Genomic DNA, 13,018 nt, shown 5'->3' on the forward strand with positions numbered 1-13,018 from the left:
GCGCCGGACGCCGCGACGCTGGGCGGCTGGATCGTCTACTGGGCGTCGGTCGCAGGTATCCTGCGCTGGCAGAGCCGAAGCCTGCAGGCCCGTCTGGCCTGAGGCCCATCTTACAATTCGCATTTTTTTTGCCCCGGCCGGGATTATTCCCGCGCCGGGGTCGTCTTCTTCCCTACAGGACCCAAACCCGAGAGGAGAGGAAGATGAAACGTTTTCTGCTGACCACTGCCGTTTTGCTGGCCGCGAGCATTGCGCAAGCCGATCCCGCCAGTGTCACCGACACCGCAAAGGGGCCGACGCTCGTCGATTCCGCGGGCATGACGCTCTACACCTTCGCCAAGGACAGTGAGGGGATGTCCGCCTGCACCGGGCCCTGCGCCACGAACTGGCCGCCGCTGATGGCCACCGCCGAAGATCAGGCGATGGGCGACTGGAGCGTGATCACCCGCGACGACGGCACGAAGCAATGGGCTTACAAGGGCCAACCACTCTATACTTGGAAGAATGACACGAAGCCGGGCGACGTAACCGGTGACGGCGTCGCCAACGGCGCGTGGAAAGTCGCTCAGCCCTGACACAATCCCCGGGCGGTATCGCATTGACGCCGCCCGGTCGAACAAGGCCCGCCCATGTGACCCGTCGCACCCGCCACCTGATCGAGGCGCAGATTCCCGCGCTGCGCCGCTTCGCCTTCGCGCTGACCCGCGAGCGCGACGCGGCGGACGATCTTGTGCAGGACTGTCTCGCGCGAGCGCTGACGCGCTGGCACCTGCTGCGTTCGGAAGACCAGTTGCGGGCCTGGCTGTTTCGCATCCTGCGGAACCTTTACCACGATGCGCATCGCCGTCGCATCCGCCGCCCCGAGGGCGGGGCGCTCGATCCCGACGGGCTCGCTGGGCGCGATGCGGATGCCGAAACGGTCGTCTTTCTCGGCGACGTGTTCAGTGCGCTCGCTCGCCTGCCGATCGAGCAGCAGGAGGTACTTCTCTTGGTCGGAGTCGAGGATTTCAGCTACGAGGCGGTCGCCCGGATTCTTGGCCTGCCGAAGGGTACGGTGATGTCGCGCCTCGCCCGGGGACGCGAGGCGCTGCGCGAGATGACTGGCCATGACCGCCCCGATCGCACGCGCCACCCCCATCTGCGGAGGCTCAAATGACCGATCCCCATGCAGATCCCATCATGCGAAACGAGGCGGAGGTGCACGCCTATCTCGATGGCCGGCTCGCTCCCAAAGATCGCGCCCGGATGCAGGCCAAGCTCGCGGCGGATCCGGCCCTGGCGCAGCGGCTGTCCGCGATGCGCGCCGATCGCGACGCGCTGCGCGCAGCCCTCGCGCCGGTCCACGCCGCGCCTATCCCTGCGCGGCTGCGCCTCGCTGCGCCCGTGGGGGCAGGCTGGGTTCCAAGGGTAGCGGCGGCTATCGCGCTCTTCGCAGCGGGGCTTGGCGCCGGTTGGGGACTGGCGCGGCAGGGCGGCGGATCCCCCCGCGCTCCGCTGACCGAACTCGCCCGCGAGGCGCAGGTCGCCCACGCGGTCTATTCGGTGGAGGTCGTCCACCCGGTCGAGGTCGCAGCACAGGAGCGCGCGCACCTGATGGCGTGGTTGTCGAAACGGCTCGACCGCAAGCTGGTCGCCCCGGACCTGTCGGCGCAGGGCTACACACTCGTGGGCGGACGCCTGTTGCCTGCCGATCAGGGTCCCGCCGCGCAGCTGATGTATGAAACCCAAGCAGGCGCGCGCCTGACGCTCTATGTCACCGCGCTTTCCACTGGAGAGACCGCATTTCGCCTGACCGAAGGGGATGGTGTCGCGAGTCTCGTCTGGGTCGACGGCGGCTACGGCTTCGCCCTCTCCGCGCCGCTGAGCAGCGCTGCACTCTGGCCGATGGCCAAGGCCGCCTACCGACAGCTCGCCTTCACCGGATGAACCAACCGTGCGCAAGGGACCGTCCGAGCGCGCCGTTGATCTGCCTCAATGTCGCGAACTCGTCAGAGGTGTATCGAGGCGGAAACGAACCCGTGGAGGCGATTATGACGAAACTTTCTCTTTTCACTGCATTTCTCGCACCCCTTGCCCCGGCCGTGGCTTTCGCCGACGCCCCGAGCGGCTATGGAGAGGGATATTATGGTCATCCCATGATGTGGGGCGACGGTTACGGCTTCTTCGGTGTCGGCATGATGGTGGTATTCTGGGGGGTACTCATTCTCCTTGCCGTACTTGCCGTGCGCTGGTTCACGGAACGCGGACCGGGCCGGAGCCAGAACACCGCGCTCGACATTCTCAAGGAACGTCTTGCGAAGGGGGAAATCGACCCCGAGGAATATCAGGCCCGCCGTAAGGCGCTCGAAGAATGACCGGGCTGCGCGCGGGGATCGCGACGGATCGCATGGAACGCAGGACCGTTTCACGCTATTCCTGAGCCCATGCTCGCCATCCTCGCTGACAGAACTTATCGCCATCTCTTCGCCGCGCAGATCGTTGCGCTTCTGGGCACCGGGCTCGCCACGGTTGCGCTCGGGCTGCTGGCCTATGATCTGGCGGGGGACAAAGCGGGGATGGTGCTGGGCACGGTCTTCACGATCAAGATGGTCGCCTATGTCGGGATCGCGCCGGTGGCAGGCGCCTTCGCCGACAGGGTAAACCGACGGGCGCTTCTGGTCACGCTCGACCTCATCCGGGCCTGCGCGGCGCTGGCGCTGCCGTTCGTGACCGAGGTCTGGCAAGTCTATGTGCTGATCTTCCTTCTCCAATCGGCCTCCGCCGCCTTCACCCCGACATTTCAGGCGACGCTGCCGGATGTGCTGCCGGAAGAAGAGCGCTACACCCGCGCGCTGTCGCTGTCGCGCCTGGCCTATGACCTCGAGAATATCGTCAGCCCAACGCTCGCGGCGCTGCTGCTTGCGGTGATGAGCTATAACAGCCTGTTTCTCGGCACGGTCGCGGGGTTTGCGGGCTCGGCGCTGCTGGTGGTGTCGGTGATCCTGCCGAGCCCGCAGGCAGCAACCCGGCGCGGCATCTATGACCGGACCACGCGCGGCATTCGGATCTACCTTGCGACGCCACGGCTGCGGGGACTTCTGGCGGTGAATCTCGCCGCCGCTGCGGCGGGTGCGATGGTGCTGGTGAACTCGGTTGTGCTCGTACGCGGCGGGCTCCACCTGTCGGACAGCGATCTGGCCTGGACGATGTTCGCCTTTGGGGCGGGGTCGATGCTGGCGGCCCTCGGCCTGCCCCATATCCTTGAAAGCATAGCGGACCGCCCGGTGATGCTGTCGGGCGCAGGCGTGATGATCGGCGCGCTTCTCGGCCTTGCCTTGGCAATCTCGACGGTCGGGCTGAGCTGGCCCCTGCTTCTCGCAGCATGGCTGGCGACGGGCTTGGGCTATTCGGCCGTGCTCACTCCGTCGGGCCGATTGCTGCGACGCTCCGCGCATCCCGAGGACCGCCCGGCCCTCTTTGCGGCGCAATTCGCGCTGAGCCATGCCTGCTGGCTGGTGACCTATCCGCTCTCCGGCTGGCTGATGACGGAGTTCGGCGCGGTCCCGGCATTGCTCGGTCTCTCGGGCGTGGCGATGCTCGGGCTGGCCGTCGCGCTGCGCGTCTGGCCCTCCGGCGATCCGGTCTCGCTGGAGCATCGCCACGACAATCTCGCGCCGGATCACCCGCATCTGCGGGGCCAACGCACCCATCGCCATCCGCTGGTGATCGACGACCTCCACCCGCATTGGGGCAACCGGTTCTGAGGCTCAATCGGCCAGCTTGATCGGCCCGCGCTCGGGATAGAGATCGCCGGGTCCGGGGTTTTCCTCGGAGCTGCGTCCGCCGAGATGCGTCATGATCCCCCACACCGCATTGAGCGATGTCTGCACCGCGCCCTCGACCCAGGCGGGAGTCCAGCTGACACCGTCCCCGGCGAGGAAGACGCCCCTCTGGCTCGCCGCCATGCCTTGTTGCATGAAGTGGCCGTAAATGCGGTGGTTGTAGCGGTAGTGACCCGGCAGCGCGCCCTTGAAAGCCCCGAGGAAGTTTTCGTCCGCTTCCCAGCTCACGCAGATCGGCTGGCCGCGGATATGCGAGGCAATGTCGACGCCGGGGTAGATTTTGCCAAGCGCCTGCAGCGACAGCTCGACCCGGCGCTCCGCACTGAGCGGCAGCACCTTGAGCGCGTCGCTCATCCAGGCGTAGCTGAGGCAGATCACGCCGGGGCGGTCGGGCCCGTTATCAAAGAAATAGGTGCCGCGCGTCAGCCTGTCGGTCAGCGTCATCGACATCAGCGGTTCGCCGGTTTCCGGGTCGATGTCGTTCCAGAACGGCCGGTCGACCATGACGAAGGTCTTCGCGGCCTGCATGTAGCGGGTCCGGTCAAGCGCCATCCACATCTTCTGATCGAACAGGTCCTCTTCGGTCTCGATCGCCGTCGTCAGCAAGTGCGTCTGGCACGTCGCGAGCACCGCGGCATAGTCGTCCTCGTTGCCCCACTGGTCGCGCAGCCGGATCATCTCTCCGGCGCGGCTCAGCGCGGTCGCCCGGCTGCGCGTCGCGCCGCCATGCAGGCTCGCGAGCGTCGTACCCTCGGGCCAATGCGCGCAGGCCGGTGCCGCGTTCCACAGGCGATGCAGGACAGACTCCACCCCTCCCACGATGTAGCGCTGGTCATCGTCGAGCCCGAGCAGATTTACCCGCAGGATCTCCAGCATTGAGTTCGGGAAGTCCGAATCCCAGCCGCCGGTGCCGAACCCGACCTGACCGAAAATCTCACGATGCGAGAAATCGAGCTTTTGGAACGCCTCCGAATGGGCCACGAAATCGTAGAAGGTGCGCTCGTCCCAATCTTTGACAAGCGGATCCCAGATCGCCTTGATCGCGGCCACATCCTTGGCGCGCACCGCGGCTTGCAGGTCGGGGAAGGCCGCCTGACTGCGCAGCGCTTCGTCATAGGCTTGCGCGATCTGGTGGAACCCCTCGGGCAGGTCGTCGAGGCTGCGTGCGAAATGCCGTTCGCCTTCAAGCTCGATGACGGTCGATCCGGCGGCGGGCGTCAGCGGGTTCGGAAAGGGGCGGCTCTCGCATCCGACAAGATCGACGTAATGGTAGAACCCCCGCGAGGACACGGGAAAGCGCATCCCGCCAAGCTCCGCGACGACCCCGTCCGTCCCTTCGAAGCTCTGCGAACGCAACCGCCCGCCGAATTGCGAGGACTCGTAGACCACTGGCCGCAGACCGAGCTTCATCAATTCGTAGGCCGCGATGACCCCGGCCGCCCCGGCGCCGATGATGGCGACCGGCGCGCCCAGCACATCCTTGGGCAGCGTACCGAGACCCGCGGGGTGACTGATCCAGTCCTCGTAGGAAAAGGGAAAATCCGGGCCGAAGGCTGTCAGTTCCTGCATCGCTGTCTCCTGTTGCGCCAAACCTCACCGTCGCCGACCGCAGCGGTAGAGAACACCTCCACGAGAATATCGGCCTGTGCAAGCGAGTAGCAGTTTTTCCGCCGCCCTTGCGAGGACTTCTCGGGGCAGACCTTCAACATCCTGAGATCGGTCGTGCGCGCTCAACCCGGATCGCAGTGTTGCGCCCGGCACAAGATGAAGGGCAGCGCGAGAGGCGTCGCGCTGCCCTATTTCGCATGAGTGGATCGGGGCTGCCCGGAGTGTCAGCCGGGCGGTGCCATTGGGCCTGCGGCCTTGACGGCGGCGATATAGCCGGGCTGCGCCTGCAAGGCGCTCCAGTAGGCGCCGACCTTGGGATGCTCTCCCAGCAGATCGAGCCGCGCCAGCAAGGCGATGACATAGGACATCTGGATATCGGCCAGCATCGCCCTCTCGCCGAAGAGCATTGGCCCGGTACCAATCGTCCGCCCGATGAAATTGAGATGGGAATTGAGCGCCGCCTGCGCCTCTGCGGGCACCGGCTTGCCCCGGAAGGCGGGCAGGACCGCCCGCAGCGCAACCTCGGCAAACGAGCTTTCGACATAATCCAGCAGTTCTTCGTGCTGCCAGAATTCCGGCGTACCACGCGGCGGCGTATGGGTCTCGTCACCGTATTTCGCGACGAGGTAACGCAGGATCGTCGCGGATTCCGCGAGTATCCGGTTGCCGTCCTCGATCACCGGCGACTTGCCCAGCGGGTGAACCCGCGACAGGGCCTCCGGCGCGCGAAAATTCTCGGTGCGCTGATAATCGACCCGGTGGCAGGGCTCGCCCAGATCGGCGAGCAGCCACAGCACCCGGGTCGCGCGGGAATAGTGCAGGGCGTGAAGGGTGATCATGGCAGGAACACCGCTTTTGCGTTGACGAATTCCTTCATGCCGAAGCCGCCATGCTCGCGGCCGTAGCCCGAATCCTTGACGCCTCCGAAGGGCATGTTCGGATCGGCAGTCCCGAAAGAGTTGATCCGCACCATCCCGGTGTCGAAGTGATCGCGAGCGAGCTTGAGCGCACGGTCTTCGTCCTTGCTGAAGATCCCGCCGCCAAGGCCATATCGGCTGTCATTGGCGATGCGCATCGCGTCCTCGTCATCCTTGGCGCGGATCACCGCTGCGACGGGGCCGAATATCTCGTCGTCATAGGCGGGCATCCCGGGAGCCACATCGACCAGCACCGTCGCGGGGTAGTAGGCGCCGGTGATATCCGGGGCCTCGCCGCCGCAAAGCGCCTTCGCCCCTTTGGCGAGGCTCTGTTCCACCTGCTCCTTGACCATCGCGAACTGGTCGTCGCTCGAAAGCGGACCAAGCTGGACGTCGTCCTTGGTGGGATCGCCCATCTTGATCGCCTTCATCTGCTCCACGAAGGCCTCGACAAACGCGTCATAGACCTTGTCCGCGACGATGAACCGTTTCGCCGAGACGCAGGTTTCGCCGTTATTGTACAGCCGCCCCATCACGGAGAATTTCACCGCCGTTTCGATATCGGCATCTTCCAGCACGAGGTAGGCATCGTTGGAGCCCAGCTCCAGCACGGTCTTCTTCAGTGACTTCGAGGCGACGCTTCCGACGTGGCGGCCCGCGTCGTCGCTACCGGTCAGGGTCACGCCGCGCACCTTGGGATGCGCGATCAATTTGTCGCTGGTGTCGTGGTCGATCAAAATGACCTGGAAGAGGTCCTCGGGCAGCCCTGCCTCGATACACAAGTCGCGCAGGCGCAGGCCCGAGCCTGTGCAGATACTGGCATGTTTGAGTACGCAGGCATTGCCCGCCATCAGGTTCGCCGCGAGCACCCGGATCGGCTGGTAAAGCGGGAAGTTCCACGGCTGGATCGAGTAGATCACGCCGATCGGCTGGTAGGTCACGACACCGCGCGATCCCTCTGTGCCGTGGGTACGCTCCTCGTCGGCCAGCGCGTCGGGGCCGGTCTTCGCCGTATAGTCGAGGATCGCGGCACAGATCTCGACTTCGGCCTTGCCGTCCTTCAGCAGCTTGCCGGTCTCGCGCGTCATCAGCGCGGCCAGCTCATCCGCGTTCTCGCGGAGCTTTTCTGCGATCTTGGTCAGGTAGGGCGCGCGCTCGGCGGGCGTCCGCGCGCGCCAATCCAGAAAGGCGGAGTGCGCGGCCTCGACCTTCTCGAAGGCCTCGGCCTCGCTCATCAGAGGATAGGTCTTGATCGTCTCGCCCGTTGCGGGGTTGGTGGTGGTGATCGTTGACATGGGGACTCCTTCGATTTCAAAGGGGCCAACTTTCGCCGCGGGCAGGAGTTCCAGCGCCCGTCGCGGCAGCGCAGGCTTTCGCGGGCCTCACCGGTCAAATCCCCCCGCACAAATGTGCGGGCCACCGATATTCGCCAGTCGCTCGCGGCGATGCCGGACACGCGAACCGACAAGACGTCGCGTCGCACGCGGTCGCCGCGCGGGCGCCCCGCTCTATCTGGCAAGGCAAGCGCGGACGGTGCGGGCGCAATCTCCCGGAGCTCCGTTCGCGACCCGACCCGAGTTTTCACCCCAAATCAGGCATCTGGAGATCGACATGGCGACCACTGGCAAACAACTGTTCACGACGCTGGAGGCGGACGGCACACTCACCGTCGCGATCGAGGACGTGGATTTCCCCGACCCAACCGGCAATCAGGTCCTCGTCAAAATGGAGGCGGCTCCGATCAACCCCTCAGACCTCGCCATCCTCGTGGGCGCGGCGGATATGGAGAACGCCGCGTATTCCCCCGGCAAATTCGTGGCCAAGATGCCCGAGCCGTTCAACGCGGGCTCGAAAGCGCGGCACGGTCTGAAGCTGCCCGCGGGCAACGAGGGCGCAGGCACGGTCGTCGCAACCGGTGACAGCGACGCGGCGAAAGCGCTTATGGGGCAGCGCGTCTCCTGCGTGCCGGGCAACGCCTATAGCCAGTATTGCATCGCCGATGCGGAGATGTGCCTGCCGCTGGGCGATCATTCCTCCGAAGATGGCGCGAGCGCCTTCGTCAATCCGATGACCGCGCTCGGCTTCGTCGAGAACGCCAAGATGGACGGGCAGGATGCGATCCTGCACACGGTTGGCGCGTCGAACCTCGGGCAGATGTTGACGCGCATCTGTCAGGAAGACGGTCTCGGTCTGGTGAATATCGTTCGCAAGGACGATCAGGTCGATCTGCTCAAGAAGATCGGCTCCACCCATGTCGTAAACTCCTCGGATGACGATTTCATGGAACGGCTTCGCGATGCGATCGACGACACCGGAGCCTTCTACGGCTTCGATCCGATCGGCGGCGGCCATGCGGTCGACAACGCCTTCAAGGCGATGGAGCAGGTCGCGGTGAGCCGGATGACGGAATATCCGCGCTACGGCTCGAACCAGCCGAAGCGGATGTTCATTTACGGACGTCTCGACACCGGCCCGACGACCCTCTCGCCGAGCTACGGCTTCGGTTGGACGCTCTCGGGCTGGCTGCTGTTTCCGTTCCTGCAATCGGCCGGGCAAGAGACCGTCGCGCGGATGCGCAAGCGAGTGCGCGACAATCTCACGACCACCTTCGCAAGCCATTACAAGACCCGCGTCAACCTCGACGAGATGCTGACGAAAGAGGCCGTGACCGATTACCGGAAAATGAAGACCGGCGAGAAATACCTCGTGACCCCCTGGTCCTGAGCCTCTAATCCTGACGATGCGTCGCCGGAGTAGCCCTGATCCGATCGGGGTCGCTTCGGCGTCGAACAAATGAGGGTTAGATCGTAATCTGCCTTGCCGCGCGCTCCGCATCAGCTCGAATTGTCTAGAATGTCGCGAGGCAATCCGAGCACGAGCGCGATCGCCGCCAGTTTCAGCGCGCAGGGCACGAGCGCATAGCTGACATTGAGCGCCGAGAGCGCCGCGCCGGTGTTGCCTGAGCCGGGCTCGTATCCGAAATATTGAAGCAGCGGCAACACGGTTCCGGCGGCGATCGCCAAAGTCGCCTTGGCGCTGAAATTCCAGATCCCGAACGCCTGCCCCGCTTGCAGCCCCGCACGCGACAGCGCTGACGCGAAAAGCGCCGATAGGATCACCATATCCGCTCCGAGCGCGACACCGGACCCGATACAGATCGCCGCGAACGGTAAAGCGGCCCCGGTCGGCAGGCTGAAGGCGCCGACGAAGCTCACGATTGCAAGAACCATCGCGACCAGCAGCACCCGGCGGGCGCCGAACCGTCTGGCGAGACGTCCCCATAGAGGGGCACTCGCCCCGGCGGCTATGAAGAACAGGATAAGAAATGGTCCTGCCAAGTCCGGCAAGCCAAGCCGGTCCCCCACGAAGAACAGAAACAGCGTCGATGTCACGGCCACCGGCAGGCTGTTGACGAAGGCCAGCAGCAAGAGCCAACCCGCGCCTGATCCGATGAGTCCCCGCCAGTTCAACCGCGTCGAGGCGAGTTGCGTCTTGCGCCAAAGCGGCCGCGCCAACGCGACCGCGATCAACGACAACAGCGCGATCAGCCAGCCGAAAGGCCGGTAGCCATCCGATTGATCGTGGAGCGTCGAAAGCAGCGCCGGCGCGATCGCGCCGAGCGTCACCCCGATCAGAACGCCGGTTTCGCGCCAGCCGGCGAGGCTCAGCTGCGACTGGGTCCGCCCCGATCCGGCGAAAGCGGCGCTCTGGCCGTAGATCAGGATCGTCCCGAGGCTATACCCCGTGAACGCGACGACAAGCCCCCCGGTCACCCAAAGCGCGGGACTTCCCTGCACGGGCAGAGAAAAGACCGCGACACAGCCCGCCGCCAGCAGCGCCATCGCGAGGGCCGCGAACCCCGAGCGGTACTGCGCCCAGCGGTCTGTCATCCACCCCAAGAGCGGATCCTGCAGAAAATCCACGATACGGATCAGCAGCAGGATCGCCCCGACCTGACCGAGCGACAGGCCAAGTCGCGTGGCCGCAAAACTCGGCAGGTGGATGTAGATCGGGATGCTCGCCGTCGCGAGCGCCATCGCGAGAAACCCCACGCGCCAAAAGTCCCTTGGCTGATCCACCGGCATCACGCTCATCGGGCGCGCGGCCCCGTCAGCCTGACGAAGAGCCAGACGATACCGGGGCGCAGCATCAGAAAGATACGGTAGGCCAGTTCGAGGAGAGTCCTGACAATCGGCCATCTCGCGATGCGCGCCAGACCACGCCAGCGCGGAAGTTGCGCCCAGAGCTCTGCAAACGCGGTGACCCCCGAGACGAGACGCCCATCCCGCGTCCGCACGTGAAACCGCGCCAGCGCGTCGTCCCGGTTCAGAGCGTTGGGCAGAGTCGCGCCCGGGTCGGAGAGATCGACGAACTCCAAAGCGTCCGCCTCCGGCGCTTCGCGATAGAGCCCGATTTCGGCACGACAAAGCGGGCACGCCCCGTCATAGAAGACGGTCGCCTTGCTTGTCGTATTCGTCGCGGATCGGCGCACGTTTCCCTCATCTTCAGCTTCGATGAGTGTTACGCGCCCAGACAGTTCAAGGATCTTTCGCAGCAGGCTCGTTGGTTCCGCGAACGCGCAGGTCCAGCCGAAAGCGCCTCGAGGCAATTCATCGCCCCGCAGCAGAGCCGCCAACGCTCGAAATACGCTCGAAATGCATCCGCCTGCTCAGGTTGCGACGGTCGCGCCCTGAGAACTAAGCTCGAAGGTTATCAGGCGAAGGCCGCGGACCGCGCGTAAAATTGGATCGCGAAGCGACGGCCTGAACGACCTGGAGGACCGCGAACCAACGGTTCTCATTTTGCGCCACACCCGTCGGAAGCCCCGCTTATTCGGCGGGCCTCTCCTCCAGATCCAACCGCATCGTCGCCATGCCCTGACGGCGGGACAGTTCCTCGTAGCCGGCCGAGAGATAGGCGTTGAAGGCCGGCGCGTTATCGAGCTCCACCTTCAGGGTCAGCGACAGCGCGCCGAGGTCTCGCGCCGCCTGTTCCACGTGCCCCGTCAGCTCTGCAGCCGCCCCGCCACGCGCCTCTTCGACGAGATAGACGTAGGTCAGGTGCCGCACCTCCGGCCCGATACCCTCGCGCAGCGCGAAGAAACCGACATCCCGCCCCGTCTCATCCTGAAGGTAGAACGAGACGTCCTGACGTTCTCCAAGCCACTTGCGATGCCATTCCATCTCGTCGAACGGAACTTTCGCATTGGGATTGAGCAGGGGAATTTCGGCGTCCGACAGCATCGCTGCCAAGGGGGCCAGATCGCGGTCGCGGTTGCGGCGCAGGGTGAGTGCCATATGTCCTTCCTTAGGCTGGGCCCGGCGCGCGCGCCGAGGTGGATCATGAAAGGTCGCGTGCCTGACACAGAAGCCCCTTGCGGGTCAACCGCAGCGCTCGCTGGACTAATCGCCGCGGTCACGACCCACGCCACGCAACAGCCGGCACGCGGTCGCCAGTATTCACCGCCATCCAGGTCTCGTCCATCGGCCAGGCTCTCGAGAGCCACGGCACGCCTATATGGCCGTAGAGAAACGAGAGCTGCCAACCCGCCTCGGAAGGCGAACGCTTCTTCTGATGATAAAGGTAAAGCGCGGCAGCGAGCCCGGTGCGATCCGCCCCCGCCTTGCAGTGAACCAGAACGGGCTTGGGCGCCCGCGCCATCGCCACTTCGAGCGCCGCGAGGCGGATCGGGCTGAGGGTTTGATGGTCGGACATCTTGAAGTCGATCAATTCCAATCCAAGCCGTTCTGCCGCAGCCTTCTCCTGATCGTACCACGCCTGTCCCGGATGCGCTCCGCGCAGGTTCAGGACCGATCGTATGCCGTCCTTTTTCTTGTAGGTCTTCAGCCTCGCGGCGGTCGGTTGGTTCGAACGATAGAACTCTCCAGCCACCACGGTGTGGAAATTTCCGGTCACCTGCAAATACCCGAAATAAAGCACCAGCGCCGCGAGCGTCCCGACCAATACGGTGCCCACGATCCGCGCGATTTCGCGAAGTTTCATCGCCTCTGTCTCCGTTGCGGCCCCGGATGCGGGGCCGCTCTGCGATGGTTGGCGATCAATCCGCCTGCTCGGCGCCGCCGGCGTCTTTCTTGACACCCTGCGTCACCGCGGCAGTGCCCGGAAGCTGCAGGCTCACCTCGACCTGTTTCGCGGATTGCGCAGTGGTGTAGATCGAGTTCGGGTTCGCCCGCAGATGCCCCGGCTTGCCGCTGTCATCGACATGGATGCGGGCCGAGCCATTGGCGGGAACGGTCACGTCGGGGTGCAGGATATAGGCCTCCTTCGCGCCGCTATCGGCGTCGGTGATGGTGTAGAAGAGGGTGAAGCCCCTCAGCGGTTTGGCACTGTCATTGACCAGCTGGATCTCGAGGTGATCGGGCGCGTCCGTATGGGTCGCGGGATCGACGTTGTTCTCGACCAGCAACTCTCCGATATGGAACGGCGCGGCAGTGCCACTGGGCTGGATCGGGCTTTGCGCGACCACCGGGTCCTTGTCGGCCAGATCGTTCTGCCCGTCACCATCGGTATCGGGGTTTTGCGGATCGGTGTGCAGCAGCGGTTCGGCCATGTCGGGCACGCCATCCTTGTCGGTATCGGTCTGCGCGGCCTGGGCGCCGCCAGCGGCGAGCATCAGCAGCACGGTGAGGGTGGAAAGCGTCTTGTTCATCG

The 13,018-nt window shown here is 65.0% G+C and carries 14 protein-coding genes; 6 read left to right on the top strand and 8 right to left on the bottom strand.

The genetic code is table 11. The annotated features are described in order from the left end of the window. Positions 1–203: 203 nt before the first annotated feature. From B6V76_RS11320 to B6V76_RS11340, 5 genes are all read left to right on the top strand, one after another. Positions 204–575 carry a hypothetical protein gene (locus B6V76_RS11320; RefSeq protein ID WP_075777578.1) on the top strand — a complete coding sequence of 124 codons (372 nt, stop codon included), beginning with the start codon at positions 204–206 and terminating at the stop codon, positions 573–575. 56 nt (positions 576–631) lie between these two features. After that, positions 632–1,156, top strand: a complete 525-nt coding sequence (locus tag B6V76_RS11325) for a sigma-70 family RNA polymerase sigma factor (RefSeq protein WP_233243071.1) — start codon at positions 632–634, stop codon at positions 1,154–1,156. Continuing rightward, the gene (locus tag B6V76_RS11330) at positions 1,153–1,926 is read left to right on the top strand and encodes an anti-sigma factor (protein ID WP_199224651.1); all 774 of its coding nucleotides are present in this window, start codon (positions 1,153–1,155) and stop codon (positions 1,924–1,926) included. The genes B6V76_RS11325 and B6V76_RS11330 overlap by 4 nt, the downstream gene beginning before the upstream one ends. Positions 1,927–2,030: 104 nt before the next feature. Further along, positions 2,031–2,354, top strand: a complete 324-nt coding sequence (locus tag B6V76_RS11335; protein ID WP_075777576.1) for an SHOCT domain-containing protein — start codon at positions 2,031–2,033, stop codon at positions 2,352–2,354. Positions 2,355–2,423: 69 nt separating this feature from the next. Then, a complete protein-coding gene (locus B6V76_RS11340) occupies positions 2,424–3,743 on the top strand; it encodes an MFS transporter (protein ID WP_088727479.1) in 1,320 nt (439 codons plus the stop codon). Positions 3,744–3,746: 3 nt separating this feature from the next. On the opposite strand, the gene B6V76_RS11345 is transcribed toward B6V76_RS11340, so the two are convergent. The 3 genes from B6V76_RS11345 to B6V76_RS11355 form a co-directional block, all read right to left on the bottom strand. Beyond that, positions 3,747–5,390, bottom strand: a complete 1,644-nt coding sequence (locus B6V76_RS11345) for an NAD(P)/FAD-dependent oxidoreductase (RefSeq protein ID WP_088727480.1) — start codon at positions 5,388–5,390, stop codon at positions 3,747–3,749. 263 nt (positions 5,391–5,653) lie between these two features. Further along, positions 5,654–6,268: a glutathione S-transferase gene (locus B6V76_RS11350; protein ID WP_075777573.1), complete on the bottom strand. Its 615-nt coding sequence runs from the start codon at positions 6,266–6,268 to the stop codon at positions 5,654–5,656. After that, complete coding sequence (locus tag B6V76_RS11355; RefSeq protein WP_088720021.1) at positions 6,265–7,641, bottom strand: NAD-dependent succinate-semialdehyde dehydrogenase; 1,377 nt, start codon at positions 7,639–7,641, stop codon at positions 6,265–6,267. Before B6V76_RS11355 ends, B6V76_RS11350 begins: the two co-directional genes overlap by 4 nt. A 316-nt stretch (positions 7,642–7,957) precedes the next feature. On the opposite strand from B6V76_RS11355, the gene B6V76_RS11360 reads away from it, so the two are divergent. Next, positions 7,958–9,070, top strand: coding sequence for a zinc-binding dehydrogenase (locus B6V76_RS11360; protein WP_088727481.1), 1,113 nt, complete (start codon positions 7,958–7,960; stop codon positions 9,068–9,070). A 110-nt stretch (positions 9,071–9,180) separates the two neighbouring features. Here the strand turns inward: B6V76_RS11360 and B6V76_RS11365 are convergent, their stop codons facing one another. From B6V76_RS11365 to B6V76_RS11385, 5 genes are all read right to left on the bottom strand, one after another. After that, entirely contained in the window at positions 9,181–10,440 is a 1,260-nt protein-coding gene (locus B6V76_RS11365; RefSeq protein ID WP_240497850.1) for an MFS transporter, read from the bottom strand. Beyond that, positions 10,437–10,982, bottom strand: a complete 546-nt coding sequence (locus B6V76_RS11370) for a DUF393 domain-containing protein (RefSeq protein WP_206184210.1) — start codon at positions 10,980–10,982, stop codon at positions 10,437–10,439. Before B6V76_RS11370 ends, B6V76_RS11365 begins: the two co-directional genes overlap by 4 nt. Positions 10,983–11,175: 193 nt before the next feature. After that, on the bottom strand, positions 11,176–11,643 hold the full coding sequence (locus tag B6V76_RS11375) for a GNAT family N-acetyltransferase (protein ID WP_088727482.1): 468 nt from the start codon (positions 11,641–11,643) through the stop codon (positions 11,176–11,178). 118 nt (positions 11,644–11,761) lie between these two features. Further along, positions 11,762–12,349, bottom strand: a complete 588-nt coding sequence (locus B6V76_RS11380) for a tyrosine-protein phosphatase (RefSeq protein ID WP_088727483.1) — start codon at positions 12,347–12,349, stop codon at positions 11,762–11,764. 55 nt (positions 12,350–12,404) lie between these two features. Further along, the gene (locus tag B6V76_RS11385) at positions 12,405–13,016 is read right to left on the bottom strand and encodes a hypothetical protein (protein ID WP_088727484.1); all 612 of its coding nucleotides are present in this window, start codon (positions 13,014–13,016) and stop codon (positions 12,405–12,407) included. Positions 13,017–13,018 lie beyond the last annotated feature (2 nt).

Origin of the sequence: Thioclava sp. IC9, from assembly GCF_002213225.1 — a bacterium.
GTDB lineage: Bacteria > Pseudomonadota > Alphaproteobacteria > Rhodobacterales > Rhodobacteraceae > Thioclava > Thioclava nitratireducens.

Bases quoted from the DNA above. Each gene is read 5' to 3' on its own strand.
- B6V76_RS11320 (WP_075777578.1), top strand. From the start codon at position 204: ATGAAACGTTTTCTGCTGACCACTGCCGTTTTGCTGGCCGCGAGCATT.
- B6V76_RS11330 (WP_199224651.1), top strand. From the start codon at position 1,153: ATGACCGATCCCCATGCAGATCCCATCATGCGAAACGAGGCGGAGGTG.
- B6V76_RS11335 (WP_075777576.1), top strand. From the start codon at position 2,031: ATGACGAAACTTTCTCTTTTCACTGCATTTCTCGCACCCCTTGCCCCG.
- B6V76_RS11340 (WP_088727479.1), top strand. From the start codon at position 2,424: ATGCTCGCCATCCTCGCTGACAGAACTTATCGCCATCTCTTCGCCGCG.
- B6V76_RS11345 (WP_088727480.1), bottom strand. From the start codon at position 5,390: ATGCAGGAACTGACAGCCTTCGGCCCGGATTTTCCCTTTTCCTACGAG.
- B6V76_RS11350 (WP_075777573.1), bottom strand. From the start codon at position 6,268: ATGATCACCCTTCACGCCCTGCACTATTCCCGCGCGACCCGGGTGCTG.
- B6V76_RS11355 (WP_088720021.1), bottom strand. From the start codon at position 7,641: ATGTCAACGATCACCACCACCAACCCCGCAACGGGCGAGACGATCAAG.
- B6V76_RS11360 (WP_088727481.1), top strand. From the start codon at position 7,958: ATGGCGACCACTGGCAAACAACTGTTCACGACGCTGGAGGCGGACGGC.
- B6V76_RS11365 (WP_240497850.1), bottom strand. From the start codon at position 10,440: ATGAGCGTGATGCCGGTGGATCAGCCAAGGGACTTTTGGCGCGTGGGG.
- B6V76_RS11375 (WP_088727482.1), bottom strand. From the start codon at position 11,643: ATGGCACTCACCCTGCGCCGCAACCGCGACCGCGATCTGGCCCCCTTG.
- B6V76_RS11380 (WP_088727483.1), bottom strand. From the start codon at position 12,349: ATGAAACTTCGCGAAATCGCGCGGATCGTGGGCACCGTATTGGTCGGG.
- B6V76_RS11385 (WP_088727484.1), bottom strand. From the start codon at position 13,016: ATGAACAAGACGCTTTCCACCCTCACCGTGCTGCTGATGCTCGCCGCT.